Origin of the sequence: Streptomyces sp. NPDC050534, assembly GCF_044457745.1 — a bacterium.
Classification (GTDB): domain Bacteria; phylum Actinomycetota; class Actinomycetes; order Streptomycetales; family Streptomycetaceae; genus Streptomyces.
In genome coordinates, this window is record NZ_JBITHF010000010.1 from 270,322 (window position 1) to 285,254 (window position 14,933).

Here is a 14,933-nt window from a genome sequence, read left to right on the forward strand (position 1 = left end):
CGTGCACTCAAAGGTAGTGGAACCGGAAAATCGCGGTGCGGAATTCACGAAACTCGCATCGCCCAGGATCTACGCATCCGTCTCGCTCGACCTCGACCCACGAACCACGTACTCAAGGAGTCCCCATGACCACCGCGCCACGGGTGGGCATCTTCACCTTCCGCCCCCTCGACCCCCTCAAGGACGCCGAGCTGCTGCACTCCTGGGTCACCCACCCCAAGGCGGCCTTCTGGATGATGCAGGACGCGAGGCTGGTGGACGTCGAGCGTGCCTACATGGAGATCGCGGCCGATGAGCACCACCACGCGCTGCTCGGGCTGCGGGAGGGCGAACCGGCCTTCCTGATGGAGTACTACGACCCCGCCCACCGCGAACTGGCCGGCCTGTACGAGCCGCAGCCGGGCGACATCGGCATGCATTTCCTCACGCCCGCCACCGACACGCCCGTCCACGGCTTCACCAGGGCCGTCGTCACCGCCGTGATGGCCCGGCTCTTCGAGGACCCGGCGGTGCGGCGCGTCGTCGTCGAGCCGGACGTGGCCAACAAGCCCGTACACGCACTGAACGAGGCCGTCGGGTTCGTGCCCGACCGCGAGATACAGAAGCCGGAGAAGAAGGCGCTGCTGAGCTTCTGCACCCGGGAGCGCTTCTTCGCCGTCCAACGCAGCCTGTCCGCCACGGGGGTGACCGCATGAGCCTCGCCGACGCCGTCGCCCACCTCTCCCCCGAACGCTGGGAGAAGGCCAACCGCCTGCTGATCCGCAAGGCGCTCGCCGAGTTCGCCCACGAGCGGCTGATCACCCCGGAGCGGCAGGGCGACCGGTACGTCGTCCGCAGCGACGACGGCCTGACCCGGTACACCTTCACGGCCGTGCTCCGCGCCCTCGATCACTGGCAGGTGGACGCCGGTTCCGTCACCCGCCATCGTGACGGCGCCGAACTCCCGCTCTCCGCAATGGACTTCTTCATCGAACTGCAGAAGTCCCTGGGCCTGAGCGACGAGGTCCTGCCCGTCTATCTGGAGGAGATCTCCTCCACCCTCTCCGGCACCTGCTACAAGCTCACCAAACCGCAGATCCCGTCCGCCGAGCTCGCCCGTTCCGGTTTCCAGGACATCGAGACCGGCATGACCGAGGGCCACCCCTGCTTCGTCGCCAACAACGGACGGCTCGGCTTCGGCATCCACGCGTACCTGTCGTACGCCCCCGAGACAGCGAGCCCGGTCCGCCTGGTGTGGCTGGCCGCCCACCGCTCGCGCGCCGCGTTCACGCCGGGCGTGGGCATCGAGTACGAGTCCTTCGTACGGCAGGAGCTGGGCGAGGAGACCGTCGAGCGCTTCCATGGCATCCTGCGCGAGCAGGACCTGGACCCGGCCGACTACCTGCTCATCCCCGTCCACCCCTGGCAGTGGTGGAACAAGCTCACGGTCACCTTCGCCGCCGAGGTCGCGCGCCGCAACCTCGTGTGCCTGGGCGAGGGCGACGACGAGTATCTGGCCCAGCAGTCCATCCGGACCTTCTTCAACCGCTCGCACCCCGAGAAGCACTATGTGAAGACGGCTCTGTCGGTGCTCAACATGGGCTTCATGCGCGGGCTTTCGGCCGCCTACATGGAGGCGACGCCGGCCATCAACGACTGGCTCGCCCAGCTTGTCGAGGGCGACCCGGTCCTGCGGTCGACCGGTCTGTCGATCATCCGCGAGCGGGCCGCGGTCGGCTACCGGCACCTGGAGTACGAGAAGGCGACGGACCGCTACTCGCCGTACCGCAAGATGCTGGCGGCGCTGTGGCGCGAGAGCCCGGTCTCCTCCCTCGGGGACGGCGAGTCCCTGGCGACCATGGCCTCCCTCGTCCACGTCGACCACGAGGGCGCGTCCTTCGCGGGCGCGCTGATCGAGCAGTCGGGCCTCGCGCCCACCGAGTGGCTGCGCCGCTATCTGCGGGCGTACTTCACCCCGCTGCTGCACAGCTTCTACGCCTACGACCTGGTGTTCATGCCGCACGGCGAGAACGTCATCCTGGTCCTGAAGGACGGCGTCGTCCAGCGCGCGGTCTACAAGGACATCGCCGAGGAGATCGCCGTCATGGACCCGGACGCGGTGCTGCCGCCGGCGGTCGAGCGGCTGCGTGTGCGGGTCCCGGAGGACAAGAAGCTCCTGTCGATCTTCACGGACGTCTTCGACTGCTTCTTCCGCTTCCTCGCCGCGGACCTCGCCGGCGAGGGGATCCTGGAGGAGGACGACTTCTGGCGCACGGTCGCCGAGGCCGTCCGCGAGTACCAGAAGTCGGTGCCCGAACTGGCCGACAAGTTCGAGCAGTACGACATGTTCGCCCCGGAGTTCGCACTGTCCTGCCTCAACCGGCTCCAGCTGCGCGACAACCGGCAGATGGTCGACCTGGCCGATCCGGCGGGCGCCCTCCAGCTGATCGGAACCCTGAAGAATCCCGTCGCGGGGTTCTGATCAACGCGGACGGGCACCCTGGAGTACGGTCCTCCGGGGTGCCCGTCCGCCCTGTCCGGCCTGCATGTCCGAACTGAACGGCGGACCTACTTGGCGGGCCAGGGGACCTGCGGCGACCGGTAGTAGCCGATCCCCAGCGCGTCCCAGCGCGGCGCCTGCGCCGCGAGCCGCACCTTGTAGCCGTCCCAGTCGTGCGTGGCCGCGGGCGACCAGCCGAGCTCGGCGGCACCGGGCAGCCGCGGGAAGGCCATGTAGTCGATGTCGGCGTTCGTCACGATGGTCTCGGTCCACAGCGGCGCCTCGACGCCCTTGATCGCCGAACCGGGCGCCCCTGCAAGGTAGTTGCCCGGGTCCCAGTCGTAGGACCGCCGTACCTCCACCAGGCCGGCCCAGTCCTGGCCGAGCGGGGTGTCCTCGGTGTACTTCATGTCGAGGTAGAGCCGGTCGGCGGGCGAGAGGACCAGCCCGGTGCCGTTCTGCGCGGCCTTCACCACCTGCGCCTTCTCGGCCGCGTCGGTGTCGTCCAGGCCCCAGTACTGCGCGACGGCGCCCTTCACCGGGTGCGCGCCGGTCAGCTGGTGCCAGCCCATCACCGTCTTGCCGTACTTGGCCACGATCGGCTGCACGCGGTCCATGAACGTCACGTAGTCCTCATGGCTGGTGGAGTGCGCCTCGTCGCCGCCGATGTGCAGATAGCGTCCGGGGGTGATCGCGGCCAGCTCGCGGATCACGTCGTCCGCGAAGGCGTATGTGATGTCCTTGCCGGCGCACAGCGAGCTGAAGCCGACGTCCGTGCCCGTGTAGAGCGGGGGCGCCTTGCCGTCGCAGTTCAGGTCGGCGTACGAGGCGAGGGCCGCGTTGGTGTGGCCGGGCATGTCGATCTCGGGGACGACCTCCAGATAGCGGGAGGCGGCGTAGCGGACGATCTCCTTGTAGTCGGCCTTGGTGTAGTAACCGCCCTTGCCGCCGCCGACCTGCGTCGAGCCGCCGTAGGTCGCAAGGCGCGGCCAGGAGTCGATCGCGATGCGCCAGCCCTGGTCGTCACTGAGGTGCAGATGCAGCTTGTTGACCTTGTAGAGGGCCAACTCGTCGATATAGCGCTTGACTTGACCGACGCTGAAGAAGTGGCGGGAGACGTCGAGCATCGCCCCGCGGTAGGCGTAGCGCGGGCTGTCCTTGACGGTGCCGCCGGCCACCAGCCAGGGTCCGGGCTGGACGGCGTTCTTCTCCACCGCCGCCGGGAGCAGCTGGCGCAGTGTCTGCACGCCGTGGAAGAGTCCGGCGGGCTCGGCGGCGGTGATGGTGACGCCCTTGCCGCCGCTGTCGAGGCGGTAGCCCTCGGCGCCGAAGGGGCCTTTGTGCAGGTGGAGCTGGATGCCCGCACCGCCTTGCGTGGTGATCGGCAGACGGTAGCCGGTGGAGGGCCGCAGGATGCCGGCGAGGTACTCGCCGACCCGGCGGGCCTCCCGCGAGTCGTCCACGCGGATGCGGGTGTCGCGGGTGATGCGGTACGGGGATCCGCCCGGGGCGACCGACGCGGGTGCCGGAACCACCCGGTCGAGCGGGGTCGCCCCGGTCTTCGCCGCCGGCGCCGCGCCGACGGTGAAGGCCCCGGCCGCCGCTACGAGCAGCAGGGACCCGAGGACACGGGCCGTACGGGGAGTCGTTCTGTGGTGCCGTCTCACATGCGCTCCCTTCACAGGGACCCCTGAGGGACCACGAATGGTAGAGACCACTCTCTCGCAGATCCGGTGAAACAATCACCCCATGGCGGAAATCATCCAGAAGGACGGCACCTGGGCCTTCGACGGCGATGCCCTTCGACTGACGCCGGGGCGGGACAGAAACGTCAGCCTGCTCCGCCGCACGCTGGGTGAACTCGTCATCCCGCTCGGGGCGTTGGCGGGGATCTCGTTCGAGCAGGGCCGCAAGTCGGGTCGGCTCAGACTGCGGCTGCGCGACGGTGCCGACCCGCTGCTGCACGCCTCCGGCGGCCGGCTCACCGAGCCCAACGACCCCTACCAGCTGATCGTGGAGTCCGACCGCTACGGCGTGGCCGAGTACTTCGTGGACGAGGTCCGCAACGCCCTGCTGCTCGACGGGGTTCCGGCGGACCCGGTGAGCGAGTACCTGCTGCCGGGCCCGCCCCTCCCGCTCTCCGTCTCGGCCGGGGACGGCACGGCGAGCTTCGACGGCGAGTTCATCCGCCTGGAGTGGAACTGGAAGACGGAGGACGCCAAGGCCGCCGCCGGCGCCCGCACCCTGGCCGTCGCGGAACTGGTCGCGGTGGAGTGGCAGCCCGCGGCCGGCCTGGAGAACGGGCATCTGCGCTTCACCGTGCAGGGCGCGCCCACCAAGGCGCCGCCCAAGTACGACCCCAACTCCGTGGAGCTGTGGGGCTTCAAGAAGGACCCGCTGATGGCGCTGCTCGCGGCCGCCGTGCAGGCACGCCTGCCACACCCGTCGGCGACGGCCGTGACGGACGCCCCTGCCGAGGAGCCGCGCAGCCACAAGCGGCTCGCGCCCGCGGAACAGCGCGAGGACAACCATGACGCGCTGCTGCGGCGGCTGCGCGAGCTCGGCGAGCTGCACCGCACGGGCGTGCTGACCGACGAGGAGTTCACCCTGGCCAAGCAGGCGGTCCTCAAGCGCATGTAGCGCCCGGGGACCGCCCGCGTGGTGTCCGTCCGGCCTCGCGGGCCGCGGCTGCGGCTACTTGGCCTTGCGGGCCACCGTGAAGTGGTCGATGCGGTCACCGGTCTCGGCGATGCCCGACACCTTCAGCCTGGCGTAGTGGCCGCGCGCGGCGGGCTCCACGTCCACGCGCAGGAACGAGTAGTTGAGGTAGCGCACCCGGGACCAGGCGACGGTCTCGTTGACCTTGCCGTCCTTGGTGTTGACGAAGGAGGCGACGGAGTCGCGCTCGTTCAGGTGCCCCTCGTAGGAGTCCGGCGCGGAGAACGCGTACAGGCTGCGGCCCGCGGCGCCCGCCGTCACGTAGACGACACCCTCGGTCTCGGGGTACGCCGTCTCGCCGATCGGGAGCTTCTTGACGACCTTGTCGCCCTTGATGACGTCGGTGCGCTCGTACTGGTGGTTGTGGCCGTTGATGACCAGGTCCACCGTGTACTTCTCGAACAGCGGCACCCACTCCTGCCGCACGCCCCCCTCCGAGGCGTGCGCCGTGGAGGTGCAGTAGGCGCAGTGGTGGAAGAACACGACGATGAAGTCGATGTCCTTCGCTGCGCGGAACCTCTTGAGCTGGCCCTCGAACCACGTGGTCTGCGTGCCGCCGGAGATGCCGAGGTTCGCCGGGATCTCGAAGGAGACGTCGTTCGGGTCCAGCGAGATGACCGCGGTGTTGCCGTAGACGAAGGAGTAGACGCCCGGCAGGTGCGCCTTGTCCGGCCCGTTGTCGGGCAGCGTGAAGCGCGCCTCCTCGCCGCCGTAACCGTTGGGCGAGTACCAGGCCTCCATGTCGTGGTTGCCGTAACTGACCATCCAGGGGACGGACTTGGCGACCGACTCGGTCTGTGCGAGGAACTGGTCCCAGGTGCGCGAGTCGAAGCCGGTGTCACTGGACTTGCCCTGGCCGGCCGGGTCGCCGTAGGCGATGTCACCGGCGTGCAGGTGGAAGACCGGGTTCTGGCCGAGGATCAGGCTGTCGTTGGCCAGCGCGTGGTAGCTGACGCCCTGGTCGCCGAAGGCCGTGAAGGTGAACGGCTCCTTGTGCGCGGGCGCGGTGGTGAACGTGCCCAGGGTGCCGAGCAGGTGCGGCTCGGCGGGGTCGAAGCCCTGGTGCCCGACGCCGTAGTAGTACGTCCTGCCCGGACGCAGATGGGTCAGCTTGGCGTGGACGTAGTACTGCGTGTGGTCACCGCTCGCACCGACGCCGGCCGGCGTGTACAGCGAGCGGACCTCGGCCTCGATCTTGCGCGAGAGGTCCCAGGGGTGGGCGCCGACGCGGATGAAGGGCTTCTTCACCGCGACCGGGACCTGCCAGGAGACGGTCATCTCGGTGCGCGGGTCGTTGCCGTAGGCGAGGTGGCGGCCGAAGGGGGCGACGTAGGCGCCGTCGACGGCCTCGGTCGCGGGGGCGGAGCTCCGGGCGGGAACCGCGGCCTGGGCCACCGCTCCCGGCACGAACGCGCCACCGGCGACGGCGCCGATGGTCACGGCGCCGCCTCTCATCAGGTTGCGCCGCGAGAATCTCGCGCGCAGGTACTCGTGCTGCTCGGCCAGGCTCATGCGCGCGGCCAGCTGCTCCGGTACTCCCATACGAGGTATGTCCATGACGTCTGAAACTCGTCCACATGAGCGACGGGGCACCTGACTCGGAGTGGACGGACTGTAAACAGGTGTCCATGAGAGCACCAAAGATCGTCCCCAGCAGCCTGCCCGAAATCGGGCAGGATTCTTGCGAAACGGTCTTTCGTACCCCAGGATCGTCGGGTGCACGACGAACTTGTTGATCACCTGACCCGGTCTTCGCCCCTCAGCAGGGGCGAGGCGCTGCGGGTGATCCAGGACGTGCTCGCGTACTTCGACGAGACGACCGAGGAGTACGTCCGTCGCCGCCACCGCGAGCTCCAGGCCCAGGGCCTGGTGAACGCGACGATCTTCGAACGGATCGGGGCGGACCTGAAATACCGGGCGGTGGCACCGCCGGAGCTTACGCTCAGGCAGCTGCGCCGCATCGTCTACGGCTGAGTCGCAAGGCCGGGAACGGGATATCCATACATGTGCGGAATCGTCGGATACATCGGGAAGCGTGACGTCGCCCCCCTTCTCCTGGAGGGCCTGCAGCGCCTGGAGTACCGCGGCTACGACTCGGCCGGCATCGTCGTCGCCTCCCCGAAGACGGCCGGCCTGAAGATGGTCAAGGCCAAGGGGCGCGTACGCGACCTGGAGGCCAAGGTCCCGGCCCGCTTCAAGGGGACGACCGGTATCGCCCACACCCGCTGGGCCACCCACGGCGCCCCGTCCGACGCGAACGCCCACCCGCACCTGGACGCCGAGGGCAAGGTCGCCGTCGTCCACAACGGCATCATCGACAACGCCGCCGACCTGCGCCGCAAGCTGGAGGCGGACGGCGTCGAGTTCCTCTCGGAGACCGACACCGAGGTCCTCGTCCACCTCATCTCCCGCTCCCAGGCCGAGAAGCTGGAGGAGAAGGTCCGCGAGACCCTGCGGGTCATCGAGGGCACGTACGGCATCGCCGTCATGCACGCCGACTTCCCCGACCGCATCGTCGTCGCCCGCAACGGCTCCCCGGTTGTCCTCGGCATCGGCGAGAAGGAGATGTTCGTCGCCTCGGACATCGCCGCGCTGGTCGCCCACACGCGGCAGATAGTGACCCTCGACGACGGCGAGATGGCCACCCTCACGGCCGACGACTTCCGCACCTACACCACCGAGGGCACCCGCACGACGGCCGAGCCGACCACCGTCGAGTGGGAGGCCGCCTCCTACGACATGGGCGGCCACGACACCTACATGCACAAGGAGATCCACGAGCAGGCCGACGCCGTGGACCGCGTGCTGCGCGGCCGCATCGACGACCGCTTCTCCACCGTGCACCTCGGCGGCCTCAACCTGGACGCCCGTGAGGCCCGCCAGATCCGCCGCGTGAAGATCCTCGGCTGCGGCACCTCGTACCACGCGGGCATGATCGGCGCCCAGATGATCGAGGAGCTGGCCCGCATCCCCGCGGACGCCGAGCCGGCCTCCGAATTCCGCTACCGCAACGCGGTCGTGGACCCCGACACCCTCTACGTCGCCGTCTCCCAGTCCGGTGAGACCTACGACGTCCTCGCCGCCGTGCAGGAGCTGAAGCGCAAGGGCGCGCGGGTCTTCGGCATCGTCAACGTGGTCGGTTCGGCGATCGCGCGGGAGGCCGACGCGGGCATCTACGTCCACGCGGGCCCCGAGGTCTGTGTCGTCTCCACCAAGTGCTTCACCAACACCACGGTCGCCTTCGCGCTGCTCGCCCTGCACCTGGGCCGCACCCGGGACCTCTCGGTCCGCGACGGCAAGCGGATCATCGAGGGCCTCAGGCGGCTCCCCGAGCAGATCACCGAGGTCCTCAAGCAGGAGGACGAGATCAAGCGCCTGGCCGAGCAGTTCGCCAAGGCCCGCTCGATGCTCTTCATCGGCCGCGTCCGGGGCTACCCGGTGGCCCGTGAGGCCTCCCTCAAGCTGAAGGAGGTCTCGTACATCCACGCCGAGGCCTACCCGGCCTCCGAGCTCAAGCACGGCCCGCTGGCCCTGATCGAGCCGGCCCTCCCCACGGTCGCGATCGTCCCCGACGACGACCTGCTGGAGAAGAACCGCGCGGCCATGGAGGAGATCAAGGCCCGCAGCGGCAAGATCCTCGCCGTGGCCCACCAGCGGGAGGCGAAGGCCGACGAGACCATCGTCGTCCCGAAGAACGAGGACGAACTCGACCCCATCCTGATGGGCATCCCCCTCCAACTCCTCGCCTACCACACGGCCTTGTCCCTCGGCCGGGACATCGACAAGCCGAGGAACCTCGCGAAGTCGGTGACGGTGGAGTAGCAACTCCCCTTCCCGGACGTGAACGACCCCCTGCGCGCCACCAGCGCAGGGGGTCGTTCCTTCAGGGGCCGGAGCCGCCCAATGCCCCGGCCCGCCGCTGCGTCAGCCGGTGGCCGTCACCCCCCGGCCTGCAGCGCGCCGAGGAAGCACCGTCGGCCAGTGAGCCAGTGCAGCGGTCGCCGCGTACCAGGCGACCGCACCCGCGGCGACGGCGAACCAGCCGCCGACCTTCGTCAGGGACCCGCCGGCCCCGAACTCCGCGAGAGCGAGCAGCACGAGGGAGACGAAGAGCAACCCGTAGGTCCCCTGGGCGAGTTGGTCCCCGCCCGCGAGGGTCAGGGTGAGCGCCACCAGGGCGAACAGCAGCAGGAACAGACCTGCCGCGTTGGCGGACATCGAGTTGCCGGCGGTGACGGCCCAGGTGAACCACAGGGCACCGAGCGCCGAGTAGGCCGTACCTGTCGTCGTGTCACGGTCGCGGAAGGCGAAGAGTCCGGCGACGAACAGCGCAACGCCGCCTACGTAGTGGGCCAGTGAGACGGCGTCAGCGGCCGACACACCGTTGATCACGTCGGTGTTCCCGAGTCCGAACGCCAACAGGGTGATTCCCAGGGCGAGTCGGCCGACCACGGTGGTGGTTCCGCTTCCCGCGGAGACGTCGTTGTCCACGGCGGGCTCCCTTCATGCATGTGCAGTTGTGCGGTGAGCGATATATGCCCTTCACAAAAGCACAAACACCTCTACGCGCCAGTAGGTTGGCGCTTTGCACAAAGGAGACCCGCCGTTCCCGGATCGCATCTCACCAGGGAGAACGGCGCGTCACGGAATGACAACGACGGGACGCCTGGCCCGCTTGGCGAGCCGCCCCGCGACGGAGCCGAAGATGCGCCCGACGATGCCGTGCGTGGAACCGACGACGATCGCGTCCGCCTCGTACTCCCGCCCGACCTCTTCCAGTTCGTGGCAGATGTCGCCGCCGCGCTCGACCAGGATCCACGGCACCTCGGACAGGTACTCCGCGCACGCGAGCTCGAGGCCGAGAACCTCGGTGCGGTGGTCCGGCACGTCGACGAAGACCGGTGGCTCACAGCCGGCCCACACCGTGGTGGGCAGCCGGTTGGCGACATGGACGATGATCAGGCCCGAGCGGGTGCGATGCGCCATCCCGATGGCATAGGCGAGTGCGCGCTCACTGGACGTGGAGCCGTCGAATCCGACGACGACGCCGTGCTTGAACGCTGGATCGCAGGAGTGGCGTGGCTCTTCCGCCGCCTCGGGCTCGGCCGCCGTGGGATCGGCGACGGGCCGCTTGCGGTCCGCGGGTTCGAAGAATTCGTGACCGGCCATGGCTGTCTCGGCGTTTTGATCCTTTATGGGAGGGACGACAGTGTGCGGCGGAGCTGTGTCCGGGAATCATCTTCCCAACCCCATACCCCCAAGGGTACGGCGGCACGCCTCCTTAGCCCAGTTCCCGCCCGCTCCCCCGCTGTCGGCTCGCTCGAACGCGAGGACCCCCGTCGTGGGGGTTCCAGGGAGCATGCACGAGGGTGCGCCCGTAACGCAATGGTTGCTGCGCTGTACAGGCGCTTTGCACAGGGTTCACGTATCTCGCGGCCCGGAGCACGGCGACGCGCACGGGTCCGGAACCCGGCGGCACCCAGTGACCGACCGGTCGAACAGGCGTTGAACACCGTGACCCAGGCCCCAGGGAGCACGCATGTCCGGACCGCGCCCCACCCCCGATACTCCCCGAGCGTCCAATCCGTCCCAGGAGACCGCGACCGACGTGGTCCGCTGGGCGGCCTTCAGCTGTGTCCTGGTTCCCGTGGTACTCGTCTGGTACGGCACCTCGCTCGCCGGCGCCGCGGGCACGGCGCTCGGCCTCGCCGCCGTCACCGCGGTCTGCCGCCTGCTGCTGCGCCAGTCCGAACGCGGTGCGGCCCGGCGCCCGCCGGAGGAGCCCGCCTCGAGCCGGGGGCGCCGTCACAGAAACGGCACGGGCGCTCACAGAGGCGGACGGCGGACCGGTGGAAACACACCGGTCGGCTGACCGGTTTCCGCGCACGCGCACGTCGCTTTTCAGCCAACTTCCGGACCTCGTGCATCCCGTGCCGCAACCACCCCCCAACCCCCGTTCCACCTGCACGAACAGGGGCTCCGGGGCCCCGCGCACCCTATGTGGATTGGCCACTGCGACAAGGCGCACTTCCCTGCACGGCCTGTGAGTGCAACGCTTCGTGATCGAATGCTTCACGCCAAGTTGCCATGTCGACAATGTGCCGGTTCCCGAACTGGGTCACCCCGGCACCACGGGACACAGTAGATTCGATCTTGACGTCTTACGGCGGGGGACTCGTGCAGGACCGAGGGGAAACGTGCAGGAGCGACACAACCGAGGAGCCGCGACCACCGAGGGGGGCTTAGCAGTATGAGCCACGACTCCACTGCCGCGCCGGAAGCCGCGGCCCGGAAGCTTTCCGGGCGACGCCGCAAGGAGATCGTCGCGGTGCTGCTGTTCAGCGGCGGCCCCATCTTCGAGAGTTCCATACCGCTGTCGGTGTTCGGGATCGACCGCCAGGACGCCGGCGTACCGCGCTACCGACTGCTGGTGTGCGGTGGCGAGGAAGGCCCGCTGCGGACCACAGGGGGCCTGGAACTCACCACGCCACATGGCCTGGAGGCGATCTCACGCGCAGGCACGGTCGTCGTGCCGGCCTGGCGCTCGATCACTTCGCCACCGCCGGAGGAGGCGCTCGACGCACTGCGCCGGGCGCACGAGGAGGGCGCCCGCATCGTCGGGCTGTGCACCGGCGCCTTCGTACTGGCGGCGGCCGGCCTGCTGGACGGCCGGCCCGCGACCACACACTGGATGTACGCACCGACGCTGGCCAAGCGCTATCCGTCGGTGCACGTCGATCCGAGAGAACTCTTCGTCGACGACGGCGACGTGCTGACGTCCGCCGGTACGGCGGCCGGAATCGATCTGTGCCTGCACATCGTGCGGACGGACCACGGCAACGAGGCGGCCGGCGCGCTGGCCCGCCGGCTGGTCGTCCCACCACGCCGGACGGGAGGCCAGGAACGCTACCTGGACCGCTCTTTACCGGAGGAGATCGGCGCCGACCCGCTCGCCGAGGTCGTCGCCTGGGCGCTGGAGCACCTGCACGAGCAGTTCGACGTCGAAACGCTGGCGGCACGCGCGTACATGAGCCGCCGCACCTTCGACCGCCGCTTCCGCTCGCTGACCGGTAGCGCTCCCCTGCAGTGGCTGATCACCCAGCGGGTGCTGCAGGCGCAGCGGCTGCTGGAGACGTCGGACTACTCGGTGGACGAGGTCGCGGGCCGCTGCGGCTTCCGCTCGCCGGTGGCCCTGCGCGGCCATTTCCGCCGTCAGCTGGGTTCGTCTCCGGCCGCCTACCGCGCCGCGTACCGTGCGCGCCGGCCGCAGATCGACAAACCGGCAGACCTGGAGGGGCCGGCGAGCCCGGCCCTGCCGAGCCCGCTGCATCCGGAGAGTCCTGTTCCGCTGCAGAGCCGCCGCGCGGCCGCGTCGGCGATCGGCTCGGGCGCGTCACTGTCCGCGGCGGCCGCCTCCGCGGAGAACGGCCGCGAGTCCTACGTCACCAGCCGGGCGAGCGTGCCCGGGCAGCGCAGCGGCACATGAGCGAGTGGCGTATCAGGGGGCGAGGGCTCCCTGATACGCCTCCCTGCACCGCGGGGCGCCTAAATACGGACGCCCGCCTTAGGGTGGTCGCATGAACGATCGCATGGTGTGGATCGACTGCGAGATGACCGGCCTCTCGCTGTCCGACGACGCGCTCATCGAGGTGGCCGCCCTCGTCACCGACTCCGAGCTGAACGTGCTCGGCGACGGTGTGGACATCGTCATCCGCCCGCCGGACCGGGCGCTGGAGACGATGCCGGAGGTGGTGCGTCAGATGCACACCGCGTCCGGGCTGCTGGAGGAACTCGCCGGCGGCACGACCCTGGCGGACGCCGAGGAGCAGGTCCTCTCCTATATCCGCGAGCACGTCAAGGAGGCCGGCAAGGCCCCGCTGTGCGGCAACTCGGTCGGCACCGACCGCGGCTTCCTGCTCAGGGACATGTCGACGCTGGAGAGCTACCTCCACTACCGGATCGTCGACGTCTCCAGCATCAAGGAGCTGGCCCGGCGCTGGTACCCGCGGGCGTACTTCAACAGCCCGGAGAAGAACGGCAACCACCGCGCGCTCGCCGACATCCGCGAGTCCATCGCGGAGCTCCGCTACTACCGCGAGGCGATCTTCGTGCCGCAGCCCGGGCCCGACTCGGAGACGGCCAGGTCGATCGCGGCGAAACACGTCCTGCCTGCGCGTTAGGGGGCCGGAAGGGGCGCCGCGAAAAGCCGTGCGCGAGCACCCCTTCGGACCCTGTACACTTTTTCTCGGCCGGTGGGGAAAGCACAAAGTCCGCTGCCGGTCATGGTGGGTGTAGCTCAGCTGGTAGAGCACCTGGTTGTGGTCCAGGATGCCGCGGGTTCAAGTCCCGTCACTCACCCTGCGTGATCAGCCGGTGGCCCTGGAAACAGGGTCATCGGCTGAGTCGTTTCCGGGGAACCGCCGCAGGCCCCCGCCCGATCAGGACGACGTACGCGTCACCAGCTCCGTCGCCAGCACCACCTGACGGCGGTCCAGGTCGCGGGAGGCCGGCGGGCGGCGGTCGGCGATCTCGCCGAGGAGGAGGTCGATCATGCGGCGGCCCATCTCCTCGATGGGCTGGCGGACGCTGGTGAGCGGCGGGTCCATGTGGCGGGCGATGGCGGAGTCGTCGTAGCCGACCAGCGCCACGTCGTCGGGGATGCGGTAACCCTTCTCGCGCAGAACCTGGCGGGCACCGGCCGCCATCACGTCGGAGCCGGCGAAGACCGCGTCCAGATCGGGATGGCGGGCGAGCAGGTTCGTCATCGCCCGGCGGCCGCCCTCCTCGGTGAAGTCGCCCGGCTCGATCAGCTTCTCGTCCGCCCTGTGGCCCGCGTCCCGCAGGGCGTCCCGGTACCCCTCGACGCGGCGCTGCGCACCGTAGACGTCGAGGCGGCCGGTGATGTGCGCGATGCGCCGCCGGCCCCGGCCGATCAGGTGCTCGACGGCCGAGCGGCCGCCGCCGTAGTTGTCAGAGTCGACCGAGGTCAGGGTCTCCGCGGCGGACCGGGGACCGCTGATCACCGCCGGGATCTCCAGCTGGGACAGCAGGTCGGGCAGCGGGTCGTCGGCGTGCACCGAGACCAGCAGGACGCCGTCCACGCGGTGGGCGGCCAGGTACTGGGCCAGCCGGCGTCGTTCGCGGTCGCTGCCCGCGAAGATCAGCAGGAGCTGCATCTCGGTCTCGGACAGCTCGGCGCCGACCCCCTTGAGCATGTCGGAGAAGTACGGCTCCGCGAAGAAGCGGGTCTCCGGCTCGGGAACGACCAGCGCGATCGCGTCCGTTCGGTTGGCCGCCAGGGCGCGGGCGGCGGTGTTGGGGACGTAGCCGAGTTCCGCGACGGCCGCCTCGACCGCGGCGCGCGTCGCATCGCTGACCCGGGGCGAGCCGTTGATCACCCGGGAGACGGTGCCGCGGCCGACGCCGGCGCGCGCGGCGACCTCTTCGAGGGTGGGCCGGCCCCCGCTCCGGCTCCGCGCTCCGTGGCCTGCCATGGGCTCCGCCGCCTTCCGCCGTTGTTGCTGCTGGCCTGGAATCTAACAGTCCTGCCTGCTGGAGTGACCGGTCCGGGGACCGCCGCCCGCAGACCCCGGCCCGGGCTTCCCAAGAGCCTCGCCTTACCCACCGGAAGACCTGAGAGCATTGACCGGCACCGGAGTCATCGCGTCCACTTAACAGCCCGATAACTGAACACGTCTCGCCCCGCTTCCACCCTTGACACCCCCGCCCGAACCGG

Annotated in this window: 13 protein-coding genes and 1 tRNA gene; 9 read left to right on the plus strand and 5 right to left on the minus strand. The window is 69.7% G+C overall.

Annotated features, from left to right (window positions below; genetic code table 11):
• Positions 1-125 precede the first annotated feature (125 nt).
• The gene (locus tag ACIBN2_RS31280) at positions 126-695 is read left to right on the plus strand and encodes a GNAT family N-acetyltransferase (RefSeq protein ID WP_399139362.1); all 570 of its coding nucleotides are present in this window, start codon (positions 126-128) and stop codon (positions 693-695) included.
• Positions 692-2,461 carry an IucA/IucC family protein gene (locus ACIBN2_RS31285; protein WP_399139364.1) on the plus strand — a complete coding sequence of 590 codons (1,770 nt, stop codon included), beginning with the start codon at positions 692-694 and terminating at the stop codon, positions 2,459-2,461. The genes ACIBN2_RS31280 and ACIBN2_RS31285 overlap by 4 nt, the downstream gene beginning before the upstream one ends.
• An 86-nt stretch (positions 2,462-2,547) precedes the next feature.
• Here the strand turns inward: ACIBN2_RS31285 and ACIBN2_RS31290 are convergent, their stop codons facing one another.
• Positions 2,548-4,146: a beta-N-acetylhexosaminidase gene (locus tag ACIBN2_RS31290; protein ID WP_399139365.1), complete on the minus strand. Its 1,599-nt coding sequence runs from the start codon at positions 4,144-4,146 to the stop codon at positions 2,548-2,550.
• 82 nt (positions 4,147-4,228) lie between these two features.
• Here ACIBN2_RS31290 and ACIBN2_RS31295 point away from each other — a divergent pair, with 82 nt between their 5' ends.
• A complete protein-coding gene (locus ACIBN2_RS31295) occupies positions 4,229-5,119 on the plus strand; it encodes a DUF4429 domain-containing protein (RefSeq protein ID WP_399139366.1) in 891 nt (296 codons plus the stop codon).
• Between the two features lie 54 nt (positions 5,120-5,173).
• On the opposite strand, the gene ACIBN2_RS31300 is transcribed toward ACIBN2_RS31295, so the two are convergent.
• A complete protein-coding gene (locus ACIBN2_RS31300) occupies positions 5,174-6,739 on the minus strand; it encodes a purple acid phosphatase family protein (protein WP_399139368.1) in 1,566 nt (521 codons plus the stop codon).
• A 174-nt stretch (positions 6,740-6,913) separates the two neighbouring features.
• Here ACIBN2_RS31300 and ACIBN2_RS31305 point away from each other — a divergent pair, with 174 nt between their 5' ends.
• Positions 6,914-7,171, plus strand: coding sequence for a hypothetical protein (locus ACIBN2_RS31305; protein WP_399139370.1), 258 nt, complete (start codon positions 6,914-6,916; stop codon positions 7,169-7,171).
• Between the two features lie 30 nt (positions 7,172-7,201).
• Positions 7,202-9,019, plus strand: coding sequence for a glutamine--fructose-6-phosphate transaminase (isomerizing) (glmS, locus tag ACIBN2_RS31310; RefSeq protein ID WP_399139372.1), 1,818 nt, complete (start codon positions 7,202-7,204; stop codon positions 9,017-9,019).
• Positions 9,020-9,121: 102 nt separating this feature from the next.
• On the opposite strand, the gene ACIBN2_RS31315 is transcribed toward glmS, so the two are convergent.
• Complete coding sequence (locus ACIBN2_RS31315) at positions 9,122-9,688, minus strand: GPR1/FUN34/YaaH family transporter (RefSeq protein WP_399139373.1); 567 nt, start codon at positions 9,686-9,688, stop codon at positions 9,122-9,124.
• Positions 9,689-9,838: 150 nt separating this feature from the next.
• Entirely contained in the window at positions 9,839-10,366 is a 528-nt protein-coding gene (locus ACIBN2_RS31320; protein WP_399139375.1) for a universal stress protein, read from the minus strand.
• Between the two features lie 370 nt (positions 10,367-10,736).
• Between ACIBN2_RS31320 and ACIBN2_RS31325 the strand changes: the two genes are divergently transcribed.
• The 4 genes from ACIBN2_RS31325 (at position 10,737) to ACIBN2_RS31340 (ending at position 13,555) form a co-directional block, all read left to right on the plus strand.
• Complete coding sequence (locus tag ACIBN2_RS31325) at positions 10,737-11,069, plus strand: hypothetical protein (protein ID WP_399139377.1); 333 nt, start codon at positions 10,737-10,739, stop codon at positions 11,067-11,069.
• A gap of 378 nt (positions 11,070-11,447) precedes the next feature.
• Positions 11,448-12,683, plus strand: coding sequence for a helix-turn-helix domain-containing protein (locus ACIBN2_RS31330; protein WP_399139379.1), 1,236 nt, complete (start codon positions 11,448-11,450; stop codon positions 12,681-12,683).
• A 91-nt stretch (positions 12,684-12,774) separates the two neighbouring features.
• A complete protein-coding gene (gene orn / locus ACIBN2_RS31335; protein ID WP_399139381.1) occupies positions 12,775-13,377 on the plus strand; it encodes an oligoribonuclease in 603 nt (200 codons plus the stop codon).
• 105 nt (positions 13,378-13,482) lie between these two features.
• A tRNA-His gene (locus tag ACIBN2_RS31340) sits at positions 13,483-13,555 on the plus strand.
• Between the two features lie 80 nt (positions 13,556-13,635).
• On the opposite strand, the gene ACIBN2_RS31345 is transcribed toward ACIBN2_RS31340, so the two are convergent.
• Complete coding sequence (locus tag ACIBN2_RS31345) at positions 13,636-14,691, minus strand: LacI family DNA-binding transcriptional regulator (protein ID WP_399139382.1); 1,056 nt, start codon at positions 14,689-14,691, stop codon at positions 13,636-13,638.
• Positions 14,692-14,933: the final 242 nt, after the last annotated feature.

Bases quoted from the DNA above. Each gene is read 5' to 3' on its own strand.
- ACIBN2_RS31280 (WP_399139362.1), top strand. From the start codon at position 126: ATGACCACCGCGCCACGGGTGGGCATCTTCACCTTCCGCCCCCTCGAC.
- ACIBN2_RS31285 (WP_399139364.1), top strand. From the start codon at position 692: ATGAGCCTCGCCGACGCCGTCGCCCACCTCTCCCCCGAACGCTGGGAG.
- ACIBN2_RS31295 (WP_399139366.1), top strand. From the start codon at position 4,229: ATGGCGGAAATCATCCAGAAGGACGGCACCTGGGCCTTCGACGGCGAT.
- ACIBN2_RS31300 (WP_399139368.1), bottom strand. From the start codon at position 6,739: ATGGGAGTACCGGAGCAGCTGGCCGCGCGCATGAGCCTGGCCGAGCAG.
- glmS (WP_399139372.1), top strand. From the start codon at position 7,202: ATGTGCGGAATCGTCGGATACATCGGGAAGCGTGACGTCGCCCCCCTT.
- ACIBN2_RS31320 (WP_399139375.1), bottom strand. From the start codon at position 10,366: ATGGCCGGTCACGAATTCTTCGAACCCGCGGACCGCAAGCGGCCCGTC.
- ACIBN2_RS31325 (WP_399139377.1), top strand. From the start codon at position 10,737: ATGTCCGGACCGCGCCCCACCCCCGATACTCCCCGAGCGTCCAATCCG.
- ACIBN2_RS31330 (WP_399139379.1), top strand. From the start codon at position 11,448: ATGAGCCACGACTCCACTGCCGCGCCGGAAGCCGCGGCCCGGAAGCTT.
- orn (WP_399139381.1), top strand. From the start codon at position 12,775: ATGAACGATCGCATGGTGTGGATCGACTGCGAGATGACCGGCCTCTCG.
- ACIBN2_RS31345 (WP_399139382.1), bottom strand. From the start codon at position 14,691: ATGGCAGGCCACGGAGCGCGGAGCCGGAGCGGGGGCCGGCCCACCCTC.